Source organism: Dyella sp. 01N36, from assembly GCF_056399745.1.
In genome coordinates this window covers 65608-85379 of the sequence record NZ_JBFTRY010000002.1, presented here as the reverse complement: position 1 = coordinate 85379, position 19772 = coordinate 65608, and the positions used below count along the sequence as shown (strand labels likewise).

The 19772-nt window shown below is 65.0% G+C and carries 15 protein-coding genes; 7 read left to right on the top strand and 8 right to left on the bottom strand.

Annotated elements, in window-relative coordinates; translation table 11 throughout:
- Positions 1–54: 54 nt before the first annotated feature.
- The 4 genes from AC1DMG_RS01060 to AC1DMG_RS01045 are packed head-to-tail and all read left to right on the top strand — an operon-like array spanning position 55 to position 4519.
- On the top strand, positions 55–1512 hold the full coding sequence (locus AC1DMG_RS01060) for a glucoamylase family protein (RefSeq protein WP_441602750.1): 1458 nt from the start codon (positions 55–57) through the stop codon (positions 1510–1512).
- A 3-nt stretch (positions 1513–1515) separates the two neighbouring features.
- Positions 1516–2826: a sugar ABC transporter substrate-binding protein gene (locus tag AC1DMG_RS01055; RefSeq protein ID WP_441602751.1), complete on the top strand. Its 1311-nt coding sequence runs from the start codon at positions 1516–1518 to the stop codon at positions 2824–2826.
- Complete coding sequence (locus AC1DMG_RS01050) at positions 2823–3701, top strand: carbohydrate ABC transporter permease (protein ID WP_441602752.1); 879 nt, start codon at positions 2823–2825, stop codon at positions 3699–3701. The genes AC1DMG_RS01055 and AC1DMG_RS01050 overlap by 4 nt, the downstream gene beginning before the upstream one ends.
- The gene (locus AC1DMG_RS01045; protein WP_441602753.1) at positions 3698–4519 is read left to right on the top strand and encodes a carbohydrate ABC transporter permease; all 822 of its coding nucleotides are present in this window, start codon (positions 3698–3700) and stop codon (positions 4517–4519) included. Before AC1DMG_RS01050 ends, AC1DMG_RS01045 begins: the two co-directional genes overlap by 4 nt.
- 8 nt (positions 4520–4527) lie before the next feature.
- Here the strand turns inward: AC1DMG_RS01045 and AC1DMG_RS01040 are convergent, their stop codons facing one another.
- Entirely contained in the window at positions 4528–5619 is a 1092-nt protein-coding gene (locus tag AC1DMG_RS01040) for an ABC transporter ATP-binding protein (protein ID WP_441602754.1), read from the bottom strand.
- 149 nt (positions 5620–5768) lie between these two features.
- On the opposite strand from AC1DMG_RS01040, the gene AC1DMG_RS01035 reads away from it, so the two are divergent.
- Positions 5769–7121 (top strand): GH1 family beta-glucosidase, encoded by a 1353-nt coding sequence (locus tag AC1DMG_RS01035; RefSeq protein WP_441602755.1) that lies wholly within the window; start codon positions 5769–5771, stop codon positions 7119–7121.
- A gap of 188 nt (positions 7122–7309) precedes the next feature.
- Here AC1DMG_RS01035 and thrC read toward each other — a convergent pair whose 3' ends face one another.
- The 4 genes from thrC to AC1DMG_RS01015 all read right to left on the bottom strand — a co-directional run bounded on the left by thrC (position 7310) and on the right by AC1DMG_RS01015 (position 13500).
- Positions 7310–8641, bottom strand: a complete 1332-nt coding sequence (gene thrC / locus AC1DMG_RS01030) for a threonine synthase (RefSeq protein WP_441602756.1) — start codon at positions 8639–8641, stop codon at positions 7310–7312.
- A complete protein-coding gene (locus AC1DMG_RS01025) occupies positions 8638–9615 on the bottom strand; it encodes a homoserine kinase (RefSeq protein WP_441602757.1) in 978 nt (325 codons plus the stop codon). Before AC1DMG_RS01025 ends, thrC begins: the two co-directional genes overlap by 4 nt.
- Positions 9615–10709: a homoserine dehydrogenase family protein gene (locus AC1DMG_RS01020; protein ID WP_441602917.1), complete on the bottom strand. Its 1095-nt coding sequence runs from the start codon at positions 10707–10709 to the stop codon at positions 9615–9617. The genes AC1DMG_RS01025 and AC1DMG_RS01020 overlap by 1 nt, the downstream gene beginning before the upstream one ends.
- Positions 10710–11511: 802 nt before the next feature.
- Positions 11512–13500 (bottom strand): bifunctional 2',3'-cyclic-nucleotide 2'-phosphodiesterase/3'-nucleotidase, encoded by a 1989-nt coding sequence (locus AC1DMG_RS01015; RefSeq protein WP_477180101.1) that lies wholly within the window; start codon positions 13498–13500, stop codon positions 11512–11514.
- Positions 13501–13776: 276 nt separating this feature from the next.
- Here AC1DMG_RS01015 and AC1DMG_RS01010 point away from each other — a divergent pair, with 276 nt between their 5' ends.
- Together AC1DMG_RS01010 and AC1DMG_RS01005 are read left to right on the top strand one after the other, a co-directional pair.
- Entirely contained in the window at positions 13777–15420 is a 1644-nt protein-coding gene (locus tag AC1DMG_RS01010; protein WP_441602759.1) for an LTA synthase family protein, read from the top strand.
- Between the two features lie 342 nt (positions 15421–15762).
- Positions 15763–16260 carry a hypothetical protein gene (locus AC1DMG_RS01005; RefSeq protein ID WP_441602760.1) on the top strand — a complete coding sequence of 166 codons (498 nt, stop codon included), beginning with the start codon at positions 15763–15765 and terminating at the stop codon, positions 16258–16260.
- Between the two features lie 167 nt (positions 16261–16427).
- Here AC1DMG_RS01005 and nagA read toward each other — a convergent pair whose 3' ends face one another.
- From nagA to AC1DMG_RS00990, 3 genes are all read right to left on the bottom strand, one after another.
- On the bottom strand, positions 16428–17582 hold the full coding sequence (gene nagA / locus AC1DMG_RS01000) for an N-acetylglucosamine-6-phosphate deacetylase (protein WP_441602761.1): 1155 nt from the start codon (positions 17580–17582) through the stop codon (positions 16428–16430).
- Positions 17582–18616: an SIS domain-containing protein gene (locus tag AC1DMG_RS00995; RefSeq protein ID WP_477180100.1), complete on the bottom strand. Its 1035-nt coding sequence runs from the start codon at positions 18614–18616 to the stop codon at positions 17582–17584. The genes nagA and AC1DMG_RS00995 overlap by 1 nt, the downstream gene beginning before the upstream one ends.
- Positions 18617–18678: 62 nt before the next feature.
- Positions 18679–19731, bottom strand: a complete 1053-nt coding sequence (locus AC1DMG_RS00990) for a LacI family DNA-binding transcriptional regulator (RefSeq protein ID WP_477180105.1) — start codon at positions 19729–19731, stop codon at positions 18679–18681.
- Positions 19732–19772 lie beyond the last annotated feature (41 nt).

The window sequence follows — 19772 nt, the reverse complement described above, 5'->3', positions numbered from 1 at the left end:
GACGGCACTTCGAGGCCCGCATATTGCGGGCCTCTCTTTAAAGAGCAGCCGATCATGATCAAGCCTCTCCTTCGCGCCGTCCTGGTCGGCGCTCTCACGCTCGCCATCGGCACTGCCTGGGCGGCCCCTGCGTCGGATGCCGCCGCCGGGCTCAAGTACAACGCGCTTCCCAAAGACCAGCGCGCCGCCATCGATGAACTGGAACAGCGCACGTTCCAGTGGTTCTGGGACAGCGCCGATCCGAAGACGGGATTGATTCCCGATCATTGGCCGGGCGAGTCGTTCGCCAGCATCGCCTCGGTGGGTTTCGGCCTGACCGCCTATGGCGTGGGTGCGGAGCGCGGCTATGTAACGCGCGAGCAAGCGGCGGATCGCACGCTGGCCACGCTGCGCTTCTTCAACGACGCGACGCAGAACGACAGCGAAGACGACGCCAGCGGCTATCACGGCTTCTTCTACCACTTCCTCGACATGAAGACCGGCAAGCGCTATGGGCGCGGCGTCGAGCTGTCGAGCGTGGACACCACGCTGCTGCTCGGCGGCGTGCTGTTCGCGCAAACGTATTTCGATCGCCATTCCGCCAAGGAAAAGCAGATCCGCGAGCTGGCGGACGCCATCTACAAGCGCGTCGAGTGGACCTGGATGCAGCCCAAGGCGCCGTTGATCAGCATGGGCTGGACGCCGGGCGGCAAGTTCATCCCGGCCAACTGGAAGGGTTACGACGAAGGCATGATGGTGTACGTGCTGGCGATGGGATCGCCCACGCATCCGGTAAGCGATGACGCGTGGCAGGCCTGGGCCAAGAGCTATCCCAAGCAGTGGGGGGAATTCCAGGGGCGCACCTTCCTCAACTTCGCGCCGCTGTTCGGCCATCAGTTCAGCCACAGCTGGATCGACTTCCGTGGCATCCAGGATGCCTGGAGCCGGGATCACAACACCGACTACTTCCAGAACAGCCGCGAGGCGACCTACGCGCAGCGCTCCTATGCGATCGCCAATCCCAATCATTGGGAAGACTACGGCGAGAACATCTGGGGCCTCACCGCGTGCAACGGCCCGGGCGACGCGGTGGTGAAACGCGACGACGGCAGCACGCGCGCGTTCTACGGCTATACGGCACGTGGCGCCGGGCTCGACTACATTTCCGATGACGGCACCATCGCGCCCACCGCCGCCATCGGCTCCATCGCGTTTGCCCCGGAAATCGTGGTGCCGGCGCTATTGGAGATGAAGAAGCGCTACGGTGACGCGGTGTATGGCAAGTACGGTTTCGTGGATGCCTTCAACCCCAGTTACGATACGGGCGCCAGGCCGAGTGAAGGCCGCGTCGTGCCCAACATGGGTTGGGCGGACGACAAGCAGATCGGCATCGACCAGGGTCCCATCGTGTTGATGATTGAAAACTGGCGCAGCGGTTTTGTATGGAACGTGATGCGCAAGAATCCGTATGTCCGCAAGGGTCTGGAGCGCGCCGGCTTCACCGGCGGCTGGCTGGAGTCCAAGCAGCGATGAGCGATGCCTGAGCTGTCTCGCCGCATCAACGCAACGACGGGCCGGGTGGCATGCCGCCTGCTGTCCGTCGCTGCGCTGCTGCTGGCGGGCTGCTCGTCCTCGCAGGACGCGCACACGCTCACCTTCTGGACCATCGGCCGCGAAGGCGAGGCGGTGGTGAAGTTGCTGCCGGAGTTCGAGCGTGAGCATCCTGGCATTCACGTGAAGGTGCAGCAGCTGCCGCTCAGCGCGGCACATCAGAAGCTGCTCACCGCGTTTGCCGGCGGATCCACGCCGGACCTCAGCCAGCTCGGCAATACCTGGCTGCCGGAGTTCGTCGCGTTGCAGGCGCTGGCGCCATTGCAGCAACGCGTGGCGACATCGACGGTGGTAAAGCCCGACGATTACTTCGACCACATCTGGTCGACCAACCTGATCGACGGCGCGCTCTACGGCGTGCCTTGGTATGTCGACACGCGCCTGTTGTTCTACCGCCGCGATCTGTTGAAGGCCGCCGGCTTCGATGCACCGCCGCGCAACTGGGCCGAGTGGCGACAAATGCTCGCCGCGCTCAGCCAGCCGGGCAAGGGGACCTACGGCATTCTTCTGCCCACCAACGAATACGAGCAGCTGATGTCGCTGGCGCTGGAGCAGCCCGAATCGATGCTGCGTGACGGTGGACGCTACGGCAATTTCCGCAGCGACGGCTTCAAGCGTGCGCTGGCGTTTTATGTGGACACGTTCCGCTTGCAGCAGGCGCCGGCGATCACCGCGGTGGAAGCGGGCAACCCCTGGGAAGAATTCGGGCGCGGCGTCTACGCGTTCTATTTCTCCGGTCCATGGAACATCGGCGAGTTCCGCCAGCGTCTTCCCGCCGACCGCGAGAACGAATGGGCTACCGCTCCCTTGCCCGGGCCCGACGGTGCCGGCACAGGTGCGGCAGGCGGTTCCAGCCTGGTGATCTTCCGCCGATCGGCGCACAAGGATGAGGCGTGGGCGTTGATCGAATACCTGTCGCGCCCCGACGTGCAGCAGCGCTTCTACGATCTGCTCGGCGACATGCCGGCCCGGCGCAGCGCCTGGGACGGCGGCAGTCTGCGTACCGATCCCAAGGTGCAGGCGTTCCGCGAGCAGCTCGAACACGTGAAGGCGACCCCGCCCGTGCCGGAATGGGAGCAGATCGCCAACGAGATGCAGCTGGTGGCCGCGCAGGCGGTGGCGGGCGAGTTGACCATCGATCAGGCCGCTGCCGAAATCGACCGCCGCGCCGATCGCATCCTCGAAAAACGGCGCTGGATACTCGACCACGCCCGCGTTTCCGAGGCCTCGCCATGAATGGGCAGCGCGCCGCCTCGTGGTTTCTCGCGCCGGCACTGCTGGTGCTCGGCGTGTTCTTCCTGCTGCCCGTAGTGGCGGCGCTGGGACTGAGTCTCACCGACTACGATCTCTACGCCCTGGCGGATATCCGCCACCTGCGCTTCGTCGCGCTCAACAATTACTGGGATCTGCTGCACCAGCCGAAGTTCTGGTCGGCACTGGGGCATACGCTGTATTTCGTGGTCGTCGGCGTGCCCTTGTCGATCATGGTCTCGCTCGGCGCCGCGCTCCTGCTCAACTCGCCGCTGGTGCGCTTCAAGACCTTGTTCCGCACCGCGCTGTTCGCGCCGGTCGTCACCACGGTCGTCGCGGTGGCGGTGGTGTGGCGCTACATCTTCAACACCAAGTACGGCTTGTTGAACTACGCGCTGGGTCTGGCCGGGATACACCCGGTGGACTGGCTGGGCGATCCGCACTGGGCGATGCCGTCGATCATCGTGTTCGCCGTGTGGAAAAACTTCGGCTACAACATGATCATTTTCCTCGCCGGTCTGCAGGCGATCCCGCGAGACCTCTACGAGGCGGCGCGCATCGACGGCGCTTCGATGGTGCAGCAGTTCCGGCATATCACCTTGCCCATGCTCGCGCCCACCCTGCTGATGGTGGGCATCCTCACCGTGTCGGGCTATTTCCAGCTGTTCGCCGAGCCTTATGTAATGACCGAAGGCGGCCCGCTGCAAAGCACCACCAGCGTGCTGTACCTGATGTACAACGAAGGCTTCAAATGGTGGAACTTCGGCACCGCTTCGGCCGTGGCCTTCCTGCTGTTCGTGATCATGTTCGTCGTCACCGCGCTGATGTTGCGCGTGGGCCGGCGCGGAGAGCCGGCATGAATCCGCGCTTCGCCCGAGCCGTCATCTACGGCTTGCTGATCGGCGGCACGCTGGTGGCGGTGTTTCCGCTGCTGTGGATGTTCTCGGTGTCGTTCATGCGCCCGGGCGAGGCCAGCAACCTGCCGCCGCCGCTGTGGCCCGCGCATGCCAGCTGGCACAACTACGAAGTGCTGTTCCTGCGCGCAGGCGTGGGGCGCTACCTGTTCAACAGCCTGGCGATATCGACGGCGATCACCGCCTTGTCACTCGCCTTCAACGTGATGGCCGGTTATGCCTTTGCCAAACTGCGTTTCGCCGGACGCGAACGCCTGTTCCAGGTGCTGCTGGGCATGCTGGTGATTCCGGCCCAGGTGGCGATGCTGCCCTTGTTCCTGATGCTGAAATACATGGGTATGGTGAACAGCTACGGCGCGGTAATCGTGCCGGCGATGGCCACCGCCTTCGGCATTTTCCTGGTGCGCCAGTACGCACGAGGCATTCCCGATGAGCTATTGGAAGCAGCGCGCATCGACGGGGCGGGCGAGTGGCGCATCTTCGGCCAGATCGTGCTGCCGCTGCTCAAGCCGATCATGGTGACGCTGGCCATCTTCACCTTTCTCACCGCATGGAACGATTTCATGTGGCCGCTGATCGCGCTGACCGGACAGGAGCATTACACGCTGCCGTTGGGATTGGCCTCGCTCTCGCGCGAGCACGCGCAAGACAGCGAGCTGATGATGGCCGGGTCGGTGGTGACCGTGATACCGGTGCTTGCCTTGTTCCTTGCGATGCAGCGCTACTACATCGAAGGACTGTTACTGGGCAGCGTGAAGGGGTGATGGTCCACTCAGGCGATACGTGCGCCGGCGAGGGGGTCGAACACATGCAGACGATCAAGCGCCAGCTCGAAATGCATCACGCTGCCGACTTCGGGCAGCGCGCCGGGCGGTACGCGCGAAACCAGCGACTGCTCGCCGCGACGCAGGTTGAGGAAGATCTCGTTGCCGACCGGCTCGGTCACTTCCAGCACGGCGCTCAGCGTTGCGCTCGCTTCACCCGCAGGACGCAGATCTTCGGGACGCACGCCGATCACCACTTCGCGATCGATCCACGGCAGCAGCTCGGGCGTCTGCGCGTCGAGCGCGCCCAATCGCACGCTGCCTTGCGGCGTGTCGAGCTGCCAGCCGTTGCCGTGGCGCAGCGGACCGCGCAGCAGATTCATCGCTGGCGAACCAAGAAAACCGGCCACGAACAGGTTCGCGGGCTTTTCATACAGCCCCATCGGTGTGTCGATCTGCTGGATCTGCCCGCCGTTGAGCACCACGATGCGCTGGCCCAGCGTCATCGCTTCAACCTGGTCGTGGGTGACATAAATCATGGTGGCGCCGAGCTGGCGATGCAGGCGCGCGATTTCCACGCGCATCGACAGGCGCAGCTTGGCGTCCAGGTTGGACAGCGGCTCGTCCAGCAGAAACACCTTCGGTTCGCGCACCAGGGCGCGGCCCAGCGCCACGCGCTGGCGTTGGCCGCCGGACAACGCCGCCGGCAGCGACGTCAGGCGATGCTCGATTTCCAGCTGTTTGGCAGCCTGCGTGACGCGCTGGTCGATCTCCGCCTTGGTCTTGCCGCGCAGGCGCAGGCCAAAGGCGAGGTTCTCCGCCACCGTCATGTGCGGATACAGCGCGTAGTTCTGAAACACCATGGCGATGTCGCGATCTTTCGGCGAGACCTCGTTCACCACGCGCCCGCCAATGCTCAGCGTGCCGGAGGAAATCGACTCCAGGCCCGCGATCATGCGCAGCAGCGTGGTCTTGCCGCAGCCCGACGGGCCCACCAGGACAAGCAGTTCGCCATCGGCGATATCGAAGCTTGCTTCGGCCACACCGATATGGCCGTTGGAGTAGACCTTGCTGATGCGATCCAGATTCACCGTTGCCATCGACGCCTGACGCTCCTTCTTTCCGGCGGCTGCATGGCTCACCGTATACGAATGTGGATGCAACCGGTGCACATCTCGGCCGCGCTCCGCTATTCTCAGTATGTAATCGTTTACATCAAGCCGCACTGCGGCATAGGGGATTCTTTCCAATGACCCAGAGCTATCGCTTTCCCCCAGGCTTCCATTGGGGCGCCGCGACCTCGGCCTATCAGATCGAAGGCTCACCCCTGGCCGACGGCGCGGGTCCGAGCATCTGGGAACGTTTCGCGCATACGCCCGGCATGATGGCCAATGGCGACACCGGCGACATCGCCTGCGATCACTACCACCGCTACAAGGATGACGTGCAGCTGATGCGCGCGCTCGGCCTGCAAGGTTACCGGTTCAGCATTGCGTGGGCGCGCGTCTTGCCCGAAGGCACCGGTCGCATCAATCAGAAGGGTTTGGACTTCTATTCGCGCCTGGTCGATGAGTTGCTGGAAAACGGCATCGAGCCCAACGCCACGTTGTTCCACTGGGATTTGCCCGCGGCGCTGGACGACCGTGGCGGCTGGCTCAATCGTGATATCGCCCACTGGTTCGCCGAGTACGCCAGCGTGATGTACAAGGCGCTGGACGGCCGCGTGAAGCGCTGGACCACGCTCAACGAGCCCTGGGTCGTCACCGATGGCGGTTACCTGCATGGCGCGCTGGCGCCGGGACATCGCAGCAAGTACGAGGCGCCGATTGCCGCGCACAATCTCATGCGCGCCAGCGGTGCGGGCATCCAGGCATATCGTGCGGAAGGCAAGCACGAGATCGGCGTGGTGTTCAATATCGAGCCGAAATATCCCGCCTCCAACAGCCCGGAAGACATCGCCGCCACACGCCGCGCGCATGCCTATATGAACGAGCAGTTCGCCGATCCCGCGCTGCTGGGCAGCTATCCGCCGGAGCTCAAGGAAATCTTTGGGCCTGCCTGGCCGGATTTCCCGGAAGACGACTTCAAGCTCACCAAGCAGAAGGTCGATTTTGTCGGCCTCAACTACTACACGCGTGCGGTGGTGAAGAACGATCCGAACGCCTATCCGTTGAAAGCCGTGCCGGTGAAACAGCCCAACACGACGTATACGGAGACAGGGTGGGAAGTGCATGCACAGGGCTTCACGGACATGTTCACGTGGTTCAAGGATCGCTACGGCGATATCCCCATCTACGTCACCGAGAACGGTTCGGCTTTCTATGACGCGCCCGTGGCCGAGGGCGATATCGTGCAAGACCCGCTGCGCAGCAGCTACCTGCGCGAGCACCTCAAGGCGATGCACCATGCCATCGAGCAAGGCGTGAACGTCAAGGGCTATTACGCGTGGTCGTTGCTGGACAACCTCGAATGGTCGCTGGGTTTTGCCAAGCGCTTCGGTCTCTACCATGTGGATTTCGCCACGCAGAAACGCACGCCGAAGGCGACGGCGAAGCTTTATGCGAGCGTGATTGAAACCCATGGCGCGGTGCTGGATACCTGACAACAGGCTGCTTACTGTGGGAGCGCACCCTGTGCGCGACAGCCTGATGACGGAGCGGCGACGACAGGCCGCGTGCGCAGATCTCGTGTAGGAGCGCACTTGTGCGCGACCACCTCACGGAGCGGTGACGACATCGCGCCGCGGTCGCGCACAGGGTGCGCTCCCACAGGGATAGGCATGGCCCTTATTTAGCCGGCCGCCGCCCGAGCGCTTTCCACCCGCCCATCCAGCCACGACTTCAACGCATCGTCGCTGGCCGCCATCGGCTCCGCATACGCCGGACGCTGCAACATCGCCGCCAAAGCCGGCGGCACGTCCAGCTGACGGCCGATCAACGGCTCGACCACGCTGTCGAACTTGGCCGGATGCGCCGTGGCGACGACCGCCCAAGGCAGCCCCGTCGAACCCATGCCATCGAGCACATGCATCGCTGTGGCCGTATGCGGACAGAACACCTCGCCATGGTCGCATGCGTGCCGCACGATGGTTTCGCGGATCGCGTCGTCGTCGACGCTGCTCGCATGCAGCTGCAGGCGCAGCTCATGGTCGTGCGGATAGGTCCAGCGCAGCCGCTCGAAATTGCTGGGTGCGCCTACATCCATCGCATTGGCCAGAGTGGCGACGGCCGGACGTGGCGAGTAGGGCGAGCCGTCGAAGTAATCGCTGAGCGTGGCGTTGGCATTGCAGGCGAGGTGGATTTCTCCGACCGGCAATCCCATGTCGCGCACCCACACGCAGGCCAGCGCGTTGCCGAGGTTGCCGGTGGGTACGATGAAGTTGAGCGGTGCGCGGTGCCGATGCCACCAGCTCAGCGAGGCCTGCGCGTAGTAGCTCATCTGTGGCAGCAGGCGGCCGAGGCTGATGCTGTTGGCCGAGGACATCGGCACACGCTGCTGCAGCGAGCCGTCGTTGAGCGCGGCCTTCACCATGCGTTGGCAATCGTCGAACGTGCCGTCCACGCGCAGTGCCTGCACGTTGTCGCCGAAGCAGCCGAGCTGGTGCGCCTGGCGTGGCGACACGCGGCCATCCGGATAGAGGATCACCACACGCACACCGGGTTGACGATGGAACGCGGCGGCCACCGCAGCGCCGGTGTCGCCGGAAGTTGCCACAAGAATCGTCAGCGGCGACTGCGCATCACCTCGCAGACGTCGGAAACAGGCGGCCAGAAAGCGCGCGCCCACGTCCTTGAATGCGGCGCTCGGTCCATGGAAAAGTTCCAGCACCGAGGCATCGTCGCGATACGCCAGCGGTCGCAGCGGCGTATCGAAGTCGAGCGCTTCACGGCAGATCGCCGGAAGTTCATGGGCAAGTGAGGAGCCGCGAAAAAACGGATCCAGCAGCGTGGCAGCGGTCTGCGCCAGCGTCTGGCTCGCATCGAATTCGCTCGCATCCCGTTGCGGCAAGGCCTCGGGTACATACAGCCCGCCATCGGGGGCCAGGCCCGCGGCGATGACTTCCTCGATGCGCGCCGCGTGTTTCGCGCTGCGCGTACTGCGGTAATGCAACGGCTCGCTCATGCGGCCTCGTCCTCGTCGACCAGCGTGGCGGCCGGTCCGTTGATGGGTGACACCAGCACGTCGCTGGCGAGGCCTTCGTCGGCAAACGCCGCCGACATGGCCACCGCAGCGCGCTCGGCGTCCTCGCGTCGCTCATACCAGCCAAATACGCTGGGACCGGCGCCGGAAATACTTGCGCCGAGCGCGTGGTGATCCAGGGCAGCCTGTTTCACGCGCGCGAAGCCTGGGACCAGCGGCGCGCGCCTTGGTTCCACCAACACGTCCTTGAGGCCTTCGCGCACCAGCTCCGCGTCGCCACGATGAAGGCCGGTAAGCACCAGGGCGAGGTTGGCCTGTTGCGCCACCACGTCGTGCAGCGAGAAGCCATCGGCGAGCACGGCGCGCGCCTTGCGGGTTTCCAGCACGGCGTGCGGATGGACCAGCGCGCAGTACCAGTTTTCGGGCACCGGCAAACGCAGCAATCGATCGCGCGTGGCCAGCACCAGGCCGCCGAGGAGCATCGGCCCCAGGTTGTCGCCGTGGCGGCTGCCGCTGGCCACGGCCTCGCCGTCGAGCGCGAAGCCATAGAGCGCTTCGCGCGGCAGCGGGCGTTCGAGCAAGGCGTTGGCGGCCACCAGCGCGGCCACGCACGAGGCAGCCGAGCCACCCATGCCCGAACCCAGCGCGATGCCTTTGTGCAACTCCACTTCAAAACCATGGCGCAGGCCAAGCGCGCGGCGCAGCGACAGCAGCGCCGCACCCGCCGTATTGCTGCTCGCCTCCAGCGGCAGATCGGTCACGCGCCCGTGGATGGCGGCGATGCGCACGGTGGGCTCGTCGATGCGACGCACGATGGCGCGGTCGCCGGCGCCGGCCACGCTATGGCCAAGAATGTCGAAGCCGACCGCGACGTTGCCGACGCTGGCATAGGCCATGGCTTGTGCGCTCAACGCGCGCTGGGGAATGGGCATGGGATCGATCAGTTGTGCATTCATCACCGCGCCTCCAGCGTTTCGGCAATACGCAGGAGATCGGCGAATACGCCTGCCGCCGTCACTTCCGGCCCGGCGCCAGGACCCTGCACCAGCATCGGGTTGTCGCGATAGCGGTGCGTGGTGAACTGTACGATGTTGTCGGTGAGCCGCGTATGGGCGAACGGATGCGAGGCCGGCAACAGCGCCAGCCGCACGCTGGCATGGCCTTTGGCGTCGAGGCTGGCGACATGGCGCAGCACGCAGCCCTGGGCCTGGGCATGCGCCACCTGCTGCGCCATCGGCGCGTCGAGCAGATGCAGCTGGTCCATCACTTCATCGGCCGCCACCTCGGCCAGCTCGCGCGGCACCAGGCTCTGCACGTCCACATCTTCCAGCGAGAGCGACCAACCCGCCTCGCGCGCAAGAATCACCAGTTTGCGCGCCACGTCCAGCCCGGAAAGATCATCGCGCGGATCGGGCTCGGTATAGCCCAGGGCGTGGGCTTCGCGCACGAGCTCCGAAAACGGGCGGCTGCCGTCGTAGCGATGGCAAAGCCATGCGAGCGTGCCGGAGAACATGCCTTCCACCGCGAGCAATTCGTCGCCGGTGTCGAGCAGGTCGCGCAGCGTCTGCACCACCGGCAGGCCGGCGCACACGGTCGCTTCGTAACGGAAGCGGGCACCGCTGAAGGAAGCGGCGCGGATCGCCTGCAGTCGCGCCAGCGGGCCGCTGCTGGCCAGCTTGTTCGGCGTCACCACGTGCAAGCCGGCAGCGAGCCACTCGGCATAGTGCGATGCCACCGCTTCGCTGGCGCTGCAATCGATTACCAGCGCATGGCGGCCATCGTCGCCACGCAGATGCGCGGCGAATTCGTCGAGGTTGCTCGGACGCCAGGTTTGCGCGCTGCCGTGACGACCGTTGAGCTCAGGATCGTCCGCATCCAGCCACATGCGGCGGCTGGCAGCCACGGCGCATAAGCGCAGCTCCAATCCGGCACGCGCAAGCCGCGGCTGGGCGGTTCGCAGCTGCTCGAGCAAGGCGCTGCCGACGCGGCCGGGACCGACCAGGCCCACGGCGAGGACGCGCTGGCGCGCGGTGGTCGTCGGCAGCGCCATGGCATGTGGCGGTAACGACGGTTGTTCGAGCGAAGGTGCTGCGACAGCGTTCACGATGGCCTCTCCTTGTGGATGGCCCGTGCTCGCAGAGGGAGTCGGAGTGTGCGCCGGCCCGCCTCATCGAGGGCGGGGCCGTTTGCGTCAGAAACTTATTCGCGCACGCAGCTCCACCCCGACCTGGTGGTAATAGTGGTCGTGGTGGTGGTGGTGGCGTGGGTCATGGCGCCGGCGGACAGCGACGCGCACCCAGTGTGGACCGGGTGCTGGAACTTGCGTGCTGGCGCAATAGATGGCGACATGGCTCGACCTTAGGCCCGATGCTGCACTGCAGTCAACAGATTCGTTTGAAACTTTCGGGGTGGCCAGAGCGAGTCGTCGAGGCGGCGTTACAAGGTGTTGCAGCGGTGTAGCAGTTCGATGCCGCCGTTGCGCGAACCGCTCTTGTGTAGGAGCGCACTTGTGCGCGACCTCACCTGCGAAGCGGCGCCGCTGTCGCGTCGCGGTCGCCCACAAGTGGGCTCCTACAAGGGTGCGTCAAGCGGGAGGCTTCTTGTGGGAGCGCACCCTGTGCGCGACTACCCTACGGAGCGATGACGACGTGGCGCGGCGGTCGCCCACAGGGTGGCCTCCCACAAACGCTCAGTCCCGCCCTGCCACGTGGTGGGAAAGCCCCAACCCCAGCCGTCACGTTTTGCGGGAAACCAGTACGTCTTGTCGCCTTGCAAGGCTTTGCCTCCGAGCATGCCCTGGGTGAACGCGCGGCGCAGTCTACGCCGCCGCGCGTTCACCGCCAGTGGCCGGTTTAATGCGACAGGTCGATCGCGTACACCGCCGTGCCGTCGCCGTTGTCCTTGAGCTGGCGGATGTTCTTCAGCCCCGCTTCGCGCGCCACATCCTGCTTGTTCGAGGCGGCCTTGAACACCACCTCACCGTGCGTCTTCACCGGCACGAAATGCCACGAAGTAACGGGCAGATCCTTGGCGGTCAGGGTCTGCTTGCGCTGCAGCCACTTGGCCAGGATTTCGCGGGCGCCGTCCGGCGCGGCCAGCACGATGTTGTTGCCGWCCAGGCCGGGRAAGTTGCCGCCGCCGCTGGCGCGGTAGTTGTTGGTGGCSACGAYGAAYTGCTGGTCGGGCTTCACCGGCTTGCCCTTGTAGCTGAGCTTGACGATGCGTTCGCCGGCCGGCTTGGTGACATCAATCTGATAGCTCAGCTCGCCCTGGATCTGGTCGAAGTTGTAGCCGGGCAGGCGGTCGCTGATGAGTTCCTGCTCGCCGTCCTTGCTGGGGTCGATGCGGTTGAAGCGCTCGGCTGCTTTTTCCAGCCAGGCCTTGAGCCCGGAACCGTCGACTTTCACGGCTGAGAGCGTGTTCGGATAGAAATACAGATCTGCGGCGCTACGCAGGGTGAGCGGTCCCACGGCGATGTCGGTGTAGTCATCCGGGCCGCCGAAGCCGGTGCGGAAGGCCGCGGCGGCGGAGAGCACCGGCAGCTTGGCCAGTTCCGGATGCGTCTTGGGCAATTCGCTTTGCACGTAATCGCGCATGGCGGCGTTGATCGGCGCGAGCGCCGTCATATTGCCCTCGTCGGCGAAGTAGCTGCTCAGATGCACGCGCGTCTCGCCGATCGGCGTATTGACGTATTGCACGGCCGCTTCATGCGCCTGCTTCACCAGCGGTGCGATGGCCGGGTCGGCCGGGACGCAGTCGTTCTTCTTGGGGCAGATAGGACGCACTTCGCTGTGCGTCTGGCTGTCGTCGATCACCCAGTGGCCGTCCTTGCGCTGCAAGGCCAGGTCGATCACGCCCAGGTCCTTGCCGAAGAAGCCGCCCATCACGGCCGGCTTGCCGCGCACGAAGCCGCGTTCGGCATCCACGTCCTTCATGCCCTTGTAGTGCGGGCCCGGGAATTCGGTATGCGAATGGCCCATCAGCAGCACGTCGATGCCGGGCACGCCGGCCAGGTACCAGCCGCCGTTCTCCATGTCGGAGGTATACGGCGCGGTGTTGAGGCCGCCGTGCAGCACGGCGACCACGATGTCCGGATGCTGCGCTTCCAGTTCCGGCAGGTATTTCTGCGCCGCCTCGACCACGCCGGTGACCGTCACCTTGCCGGCCAGATTCTGCTTGTCCCAGTCCAGGATCGGCGGCGGGGTGAAGCCGATGATGCCGACCTTGAGCGGCACTTTCCGCGTGCTGCCATCGGGGCCGGTGACGGTGATGTCCTTCTGCACCACGGTCCAGGGCTTGAAGATGGGCGCGCCGTCGCGGCTGCTGAACACGTTGGACAGCACCAGCGGAAAATGCGGGCCGGCGCAGCGGTTGGCGTGGCCGCCTTCCACGTTCATCGGGGTGCCGGTGACCTGCGAAAGAAAGCCCAGGCCGTAGTTGAACTCATGGTTGCCGGCGGTGCCGCCGTCGTAGCCCATGGCATCCATGGCGCGGTAAATCCCCAGCTCCTCATCGCAGCCCACCGGCTTCACCAGCGACTGGTAGTCGGCCAGCACGCTGCCCTGGATGGTGTCGCCGCTGTCGAACAGGAAGCTGTTGGGGTACTGCGCGCGGGCCCGGCGGATCAGGGTGGCCACCCGCTCGTAGCCCACCGTGTCGTCCTCGCGCTGCTTGTAATAGTCGTAGCTGAGCACGTTGGAGTGGACGTCAGTGGTTTCCAGGATGGCTACCTGGGCGCGGCTGCCGTCGGGCAGGGCGGCGGAATGGCTGGTGGTCTGGCTGGCGCAGCCCGCCAGCACGGCGGCGGCGAGGGCGGCGAGGGGAAGAAGGCGGTGGGTCATCGGCCGGTCCATGGGGTGGGCAACGGGGGCAAAGCGGGAAACCTAGCAGATCGGCATGTCGTCTTGCCGGCGCAACGGCTGCTGAACCGCATAGGGGCGCCGTTTGGCCGTTGCCGGCCATTGTGCATGTGACAGTTGCAAGTCCGTAGAATTGCGCTCGAATGACACCGGGGCCAAACAGGGGGCCTTATCCATATGCCGCAACGAACACTGGGCTTTCTGAGAAAAACCGGACCTTGGCTGGTCGCGGCAGGATTTTTCCTGTTCTGCGTCAGCATGACCGCGTTGCGCGAGCCCGCCTTGTTGCAGCAGGCCTTCGTGATTGCGCTGATGGTGTGCGCGTTCGGCGTGCTGCTGTCGGCGTTTGCGCGCCCCGCCACGGCCCTGGTGGTAAGCGGCGGCTTGTTCCTCGGCCTGAACTTCCTGTCCGTGATGAAGCTGCGCTATCTGGACTCGCCGCTGATGCCGGCGGACTTCGTCTATTACGCGCGCAGCAGCCTGCTCGAAACGCTGGGCCATTACCCGCACCTGTGGATGCTGTCCCTGGTGGTGTGCGTGGTGACGCCGCTGGTGCTGTGGGCGGTGTGGCATTTCGATCGTCGCCTGGTGGCGCATCTCAGCCGCCGTCGTGCATGGAGCATGCGCCTCAGCGGCATGGCGCTATGGGCCCTGGCGTTCTGGGTGTGCCTGCTGCCCAACGGCCCGTTCGCCGAGGTGCATGCGAGGAACGTGTGGGAGAAACTCTCCGACGACGCGCAGATCACCAATTTCTTCGTCAACTTCAGCGACTCGGATGTGCGCATGCCGGACATGGGCGATGACGCCCAGGCCGAGCAGGAGTGGGGTTCCACGGCGTCAGGCGAGCCGGCGGCGATTCCGCGTTCGCCGGAATCCTATCCGGACATCGTGCAGGTGCTGGAAGAAAGCACCTTCAATCCGGCCAATTTCACCCAGTGCAACATCCCCGAGTGTCGCGTGGCGATGTTCAAGCCGGACGTGCGCACGCGCTCGACCGGCCCCATGCGCGTGCACACCTTTGGCGGCGGCACCTGGGTGAGCGAATTCGCCACGCTCACCGGCATGCCGCAGGACATCTTCGGCCCGGGCGGCATGTACGCCCCGTACGTGCTCGCACCGCACGTGCAGGACAGCCTGCCGCGTCAGCTGCAACGCCTGGGCTATCTCACCGTGGCGATCTATCCGACCAATGGCGCCTTCCTCAACGGACGCAACGCCTATCGCGCGTACGGCTTCGATCAGTTCTACGACGCCGGCCAGCTCGGCCTGGAAGAGTGGGAAGAGACCGACAAGCAGATGTTCGACGCAGCCAAGCGCGTCTACGACAAGGTGAAGAAGCCCGGTCAGCCGGTGTTCGTGATGATCCTGACGCTGGCGCAGCACGGCCCGCACGATACCGATCCGTTGTCCTCGTTGCCGGCGCCGTTCAACAAGGGCGTGCTCAAGGGCCTGCCGACGCGCGAGTCGCTCAACTTCAACACCTATCTGGCGAACCTGCACAATTCCGATGCGGCGATGCACGGGCTGGAACACGATTTCCTCGATCGCGCGCAGCCTACCGTGATCGTGCACTTCGGCGATCACCAGCCCTCGTTCAGTGGCTTGATCCGCGAGATGCCGCGCACGTGGCCGGATGAGCTGTCCTCGGTCAAGGACTACCTCACGTATTACATGATCAAGAGCAACTTCCAGGGTGCGCCGTTGCCGCATTACCCGATGCTCGACATCGCGCTGCTGCCAAGCATGGTGCTGCAGGCGGCGGATCTGCCGACCGATCCGTATTTCTCAGCGGCGATTTCGCTGCGCACACGTTGCAACGGTCTCTACACCGATTGCGCGCAGCCGGACCTGGTGAAGTCGTATCACGCGTGGATATTCAATCGGCTGCACGTGTACGAATAGGCGCCGCGACGCGATCATCTCTTTCATTGCAGGAGCGCACTTGTGCGCGACCAGCCGACGTAGCGGCGACGCCGAGCGCCGCGGTCGCGCACAATGTGCGCTCCTACACCGAAGCTGCATTGCCCCCGCAGTCGTGCTGTAGGAGTGCACCCTGTGCGCAACCAGCCAGCGACGGACTTCCAATCGCCATCACCTTCAGCATGCACATGCAGACGGCTACGCCGACTGCCAACGTGTGCTGCTCCCCCAGAACAGGGATTACTCGTATTTGTAGCGCCGATGTCCGCGCTGCAAATTCCGCGGGCAGGGCAAGCCAGGCCTCGCCGCAACGCGGGAGTTCAAATGAAAATGCTCAGGCCGTCTTTGCTTGTTCTCATCCTGTCCGTCGCTCCCTTGCCGGTCATTGCATCGGCATCAGCACCTGAATCTGACTACACAGTGGCTGCTTCCAGCCAGACGTTCGTGCTCACGCGCGGCACGCCGCTATATGACGCGTGGAAAGCTTTTATTGACCAGCAGAACATCGGTAGACGCAAACTGGGTTGGGGCTTGGGTCTACCGTATGACGTTGGCCGCATCACCCTGACGATCACGTCAGGTACCGTGCGGCCAGCGATGTTGCCGGGTCCGCCGCTCGACCCGCCCAATATGGGCCCGCCGATGCCGTTGCCGGCAAACGGCAGTGAGGGTCAGACCCTGACCATGATCAGTCAGACCACCACCGTCTATCAATCGTGGATCTACGTTTTCGAGGGCAGAGCGGGTGGCTGGCGAGAATTCAGCTACAGGGGTTATGCCTGCCGTCGCGCGAGAGAAAATGGTGAACTCTGTGAACCGTAGAATTTCGGGTTTGCTTCGACCAGAGATCAATCTACGCTGGCTGCGCGCCAGCCGAGCGTGCTGACCGTGTGGGAGCGCACCCTGTGCGCGACCGCAGCGTCAGAGCGCTGTCGCTCCGCCCGGCTGTCGCGCACAGGGTGCGCTCCCACAAAAGTATCGCGTTGGTTTCAGGCGTCGTAGCGGACGCCTGAAATCCAGGTTTCGGTGACGACAAGGTTTTTGTCCAGCACGGCGAAGTCCGCTTGCTGACCCGCGACGATGCGACCATGCGTGCGATCCAGTCCGAGCCACGCGGCGGGATAGGCGCTTGCCATGCGCGAGGCCTCGGCCAGCGGCAAGCCGACCATCTCCATCAGATTGCGCACGCCAGTGGCCATATCCAGCGCGGAGCCGGCGAGCACGCCATCGTCGCTCTGGCAGATGCCGTCGCGGGCGATGATGGTTTGTCCGTTGAGCACGTACTCGGGACTGTCCGCGCCCACCGGCGGCATCGCGTCGGTGACCAGCACGCTCTTGCCCTTGGCCTTGGCGGCAATCGCGACGCGCAGCGCGACCGGATGCACATGATGGCCGTCAACGATCAGGCCGCACCAGCTGTGCGGATCGTCCAGCGCGGCGCCGACCACGCCGGGCTCGCGACTACCGAGCGGCGTCATCGCGTTGTACAGATGGGTGAAGCCGCACACGCCGGCATCGAGCGCGGCGCGCGTGGCGTGATAAGTCGCCGCGGTGTGGCCGGCAACCACCAGCACACCGGCTTCGCTGAGCTGGCGAATGGTGTCGCGCGGTACTTCTTCCACCGCGAGCGTGAGCATCACCACGCCACGGCGATTGCGCGTGATGGCTGCGATATCTTCGGCATCAGGCAGACGAAACAGCGAGGCATCATGGATGCCCTTGCGTGCCGTCGCGAGGAAAGGGCCTTCCAGATGGATGCCCAGCACGCCCGGCACGCCTTGCTCGATGGCGGCATCGACCGCATCAAGCGCCTTGCGCATCACGTCCGCGGTATCGGTGATCAGGGTAGGCAGAAAACCCGTGGTGCCAAACTTGCGGTGCGCGGCGCCGATGGTCGCCAACGCTTCCACCGTAGGTTCGGCATTGAACAGCACGCCGCCACCGCCATTGACCTGCACATCGATGAAGCCGGGCAGCAGCAGCTGGCGCTTGAGGTCGTGCTTCGTGGCCTCCGCAATGCGCTTGTCGTCGTCGCGCACGATCGCTTCGATGCGCTCGCCGCGCACCAGCACAGCCAGTCCCTCGCGCGGACCATGATCGGTCAGCAGGCGAGCATTGATGAGTGCGGTGAGTGGCGTGCTCATTACATGGTCTCCGTGACCTTGCGCAGGTGCGGCGGTACGTCCGGATCAAAGCCGCGTGCAAGCGACAGCGCACTGGCTGCGCGATAGAAGCTTTGCACGGCGAGTAGCGGCGTCACGATGGGCGCGATGTTTTCCGGCAGCGGCAGTTTGTCCGGATCGTGATTGCCCGRCGCGGCGATGAACACGCGCGCGCCGCGCGAGCGGAACTCGTTCGCCACGGCAATCGTGTTGTCCTGCGTGCCGTCGTCCTGTGCGAAGAACAGCACCGGGAAACCTTCACCCACGATGGCCATCGGGCCGTGCTTCACTTCGGCGGCGCTGAAGGCCTCGGCATGGAGTCCACAGGTTTCCTTGAGCTTGAGCGCCGCTTCCAGCGCGGCGCCGAAACCAAAACCGCGACCGACCACGAACAGGCTGCTGGCACCGGTGAGGCCCTTCACCATGGCGCTCCAGTCGCAGTCCCAGCCACGACGCAGATCGTCGGGCAGGCGATCGACCACGTCGTGCAGCGTCGCGTCGTTGCTCCAGTGCGCGGTGAGCTGCAGCACGGCTGCAAGCGTCGCGAGGTAACTCTTGGTGGCGGCCACGCTAAGTTCAGGGCCGGCGCGCAGCGGCACGAAGGTGTCGGCCATCTGCGCGAGCGGGGAATCCTCCACGTTGACCAGGGCCACCACATGGGCGCCGGCATCCTTGGCGGCCTGCGCGCTGCGCAGCAAGTCGGGGCTCTTGCCCGACTGCGAGATGGCGACGAACAAGGCGCCGTCCATGTGCAGGTCGGCGTCGTAGATGGACGAAATGGACGGCGACGCCGAGGCGGTGATCAGACCCAGGCGGGTCTCGAACACATACTTGGCATAGGCAGCGGCGTGATCGGAGCTGCCGCGCGCACAGGTGACGATGAAGCGGGGCGGCCTGGCCCGCAGCTGCTCGCCGAGCGCCTTGAGGATGGGCGCATTCTCGCGCAGCTGTCGCTCGACCACGGCGGCCGCCTCGTGGGCCTCGCGGTACATCAGGGTCTGGCTTGCTTCTTTCATCGTCCTATCTCGGTGACATGCACGAGGCGCATGCCGCGAGGCCAAGGTGCGCGAGCGCGACCTCAGCCCTTGCGGGGCGCCGGGGTTTGCGGTGGCGCGGTGGATCCACGCACGACCAATTCGGGTACAAAACATTCGCTGTGCGGCAGTTCAACCGCCGCGCCGGATTTGCGCTGCAATTCCGCCATCAGCTGCAGGGCCGCATGGCGGCCGATGTCGCTGGTGGACTGACGCGCGGTGGTGAGTGCGGGCCACGCCTGCTTGGAGAACGGGCTGTCCTCGAAGCCGGCGATGGAAAGCCCCCACGGCACATCCACGTTGCTCGAACGGGCCGCGGCGAGCACGCCCGCGGCGATTTCGTCGTTGCTGCCGAAGATCGCGGTCGGCGGATCCTTCAGCGCAAGCAGCTTGCGGGCGCCGCGGAAACCGTCGTCGAACGCATAACGGCCGGGCAGCACCAGCTTCTTGTCCAGCGGCAGACCATAGTCGCGCAGCGCATCGGCATAGCCCTGGTAACGCTCCGGGCTGGAGCGATGGTGCGGTTCGCCCCACAGGAAGCCGATGCGCTTGTGGCCCATCTGGATCAGGTGTTCGGTGATCGCATAGGCGGCGCTGCGGTCGTCGATGTAGACGCACGGCGCGCCGTCATGGGGATCGTCGCGCGAGGAAATGATGCGCACGAAGCTGATGTCGTTGGCGATCAGCGTATTGACCAGCTCGGCCTGCTCGGACATCGGCGGTGCCAGCACCAGGCCGGCGAGACGATTGCGTTCCACCAGCGCGCACAGCTCCGCCGCCAGGTCGGGCGAGGAGGAATCACACGGATGGATCAGCAGGCCGAAGCCGCGTTCGCGGCAGGYGGACAACACGCCGTCCTGCATGCTGATCACGTAGTGCGCGTTCGGGTTGTCGTAGACCAGTCCGATCGCATAGGCATGCGTGCTGCGCAGACCACGTGCTGAAGGATTGGGCTGGTAGCCCAAAGCCTCGATCGCGCGCTCGACCTTTTCGCGCGTATCGGCGCGAACCGAGGCCTCGTGGTTGATGACGCGCGAGACGGTCTTGAGCGAAACGCCGGAACGCTTGGCGACATCCTTGATGGTGGGGTTGCGCAACACAAGAAACTCCGGCAATCGGTAAGTAGCGGCATCGTAGC